The sequence below is a fragment of the Coleofasciculus sp. FACHB-712 genome (assembly GCF_014695635.1).
Lineage (GTDB): Bacteria > Cyanobacteriota > Cyanobacteriia > Cyanobacteriales > FACHB-T130 > FACHB-T130.
Genome location: NZ_JACJOQ010000198.1, coordinates 1 through 2,118 on the forward strand (window position 1 = coordinate 1; position 2,118 = coordinate 2,118).

2 protein-coding genes are annotated in these 2,118 nt (G+C 49.2%); one reads left to right on the forward strand and one right to left on the reverse strand.

Translation table 11 applies throughout. From position 1 onward, the window contains the following. On the reverse strand, positions 1-1,118 hold a 1,118-nt coding region (locus tag H6F50_RS05585; RefSeq protein WP_190427252.1), incomplete at its 3' end, for a nucleoside transporter C-terminal domain-containing protein. Positions 1,119-1,275: 157 nt separating this feature from the next. Between H6F50_RS05585 and H6F50_RS05590 the strand changes: the two genes are divergently transcribed. Further along, on the forward strand, positions 1,276-2,106 hold the full coding sequence (locus H6F50_RS05590) for an N-acetylmuramoyl-L-alanine amidase (RefSeq protein ID WP_190427254.1): 831 nt from the start codon (positions 1,276-1,278) through the stop codon (positions 2,104-2,106). Positions 2,107-2,118: the final 12 nt, after the last annotated feature.

Consider the following 2,118-nt stretch of genomic DNA (forward strand, 5'->3'; position numbering starts at 1 on the left):
TGACGGTTCGGTGCCATCCCGCCAATCCCGCCGATTGTGATTCCAATCGAGCCAATATTGGCAAAGTTGCACAAAGCGTAGGTTGAGATAATTACCGCCCGTTCGGATATTGCCTTCTGCTCAATTAGAGTCTTCAGATCCAGATAGGCGATAAAATCATTCAAAATTGTCTTTTTTCCTAACAACACCCCCACCTGAGCGCAGTCAGCCCAAGGCACTCCGAGCAGCCACGCAACGGGAGCCATTACAAAAGACAACATCCACTCCAACGACAGCAAAGGCACGCCAAGAAGCCCCCCCAACCATCCCAGGAGCGCATTGACGAAAGCCAGTAACCCCAAAAAGGCAATAATCATCGCCGCGACATTCACTGCCAGTTTTGTCCCGTCAATTGCTCCCCCAGCTGCTGCGTCAATCGCATTCACAAAGGTACTCTCCACCTCTATCCCTGCCTTGCCAACCGTCTTGGGGACTTCCGTTTCTGGATAAAGCAATTTTGAGGCAACCAGCGAAGTCGGGGCAGTCATGAAGAAAGCGGCAATCAGATGTGCCGGTGGAATCCCAAAGGAGAGATATGCCCCTAATACGCCACCCGCAATTGTCCCAAAGCCCGCGGTCATTACTGCATGAAGTTCTGATTGCGTCATCGTCGCCACATAAGGCTTCACCAGTAACGGTGACTCAGTTGGCCCTAAAAAGACGTTCCCCGCACACGATAAAGACTCAGCCCCTGATGTTCCCATCGTCTTCATCATGACCCACGCCATCCCATTCACCACTCGCTGCACAATGCCGTAGTGGTATAGCACCGTGATGAAGGAAGAAAAAAAGATAATCGTCGGCAGCACTTTAAAAGCAAAAAAGTGTTCGACAAAGTTATCTCCAAAGACAAATTTGGCACCCACATCAGAGAATTCTAAAAAGCGGCTAACGACATCGCCGAGAAACTTAAATACAGCTAAACCGCCGGGAGTTTTCAGAATCAGCAGTGCAAAAATAAACTCTAACCCAAGCCCCCAAAATACCGGACGCCAACGCACAGCACGCCGGTTCACTGAGAAGGCATAAGATAATCCCACAAAAACAGCCAACCCCAGTGCTGAAATCAACCGCTCCATCGACTCTCTCAGGGCTAAGTTACAATACGGCGTATCATAGCCTGGATGTGTGGGCAAGAAAGTATCAGCTGAGCCTGCGGATTCTATCTTTGTGGGGATGGATCGGAATGAATTACGACAACATTCCAGGCGATTAAAATTTTGGAGAGATCGTAAAATGGTACGAATTTTTCTTTCCGCTGGACATGGTGCTGGCGATCCGGGCGCACAATCTGGAGGCACTACAGAAGACAGAGAAATGCGGCTTACCCGCGATGCTGCGGTTAAGGAAATGCGATCGCGCGGTTTAGATGTTTCCTCTGTTCCCGATTCCCTGAGTTTGAAGGAAACGATTACTTGGATCAATGCCTATTCCCGCCGTGGTGATGTCGCTTTAGAAATCCACGCCGATTCCGTCGGAAACACCAATATCCGAGGTGCCAGCGCCTTCTATACTGACGGCAACGAGCAACGCGAAACCGATGCCCAGTTACTACTGCAATCCTTACTCAAGGCAGTTCCCAGTTTGCCGTCTCGTGGTGTTAAGTCGGATATCGCCACAGGTGTCGGGAGTTTGGGTTTCTGCCGTCAAGTGGATATTCCCTCTGTGCTGATGGAGTTGGGGTTTATTACCAATCCGAGCGATCGCGCTTTATTTCAAACCAAGCGCCTAGACTTCGCCCGTGGATTGGCGGATGGTCTAGAAGCATGGAGTCGGAAGGAAGCTCAGAGGCAGGGCTTAACGCCTCCCCCTCCTCCTAGCTACCCCGTTATTAGTGTCAAAATCAACGCCCAGCTATATCAAAATCAAGGAATTTTGGTGAATGGGAATGCTTGTATTCCGGTTGTTTTTCTAAAGTCTTTAGGAATCGATCCGAGTAAAGTCGCAGACTTCCGCACCACTACTCACCGAAATCTCGAATATATCAAAGCGGTAGATTTGCAGCCATTTAAAGTATCCGTTAAATGGGACAATCCAACCCGCACAGTCGTTTTAACAACCTATTAATTTGCTTTCAAT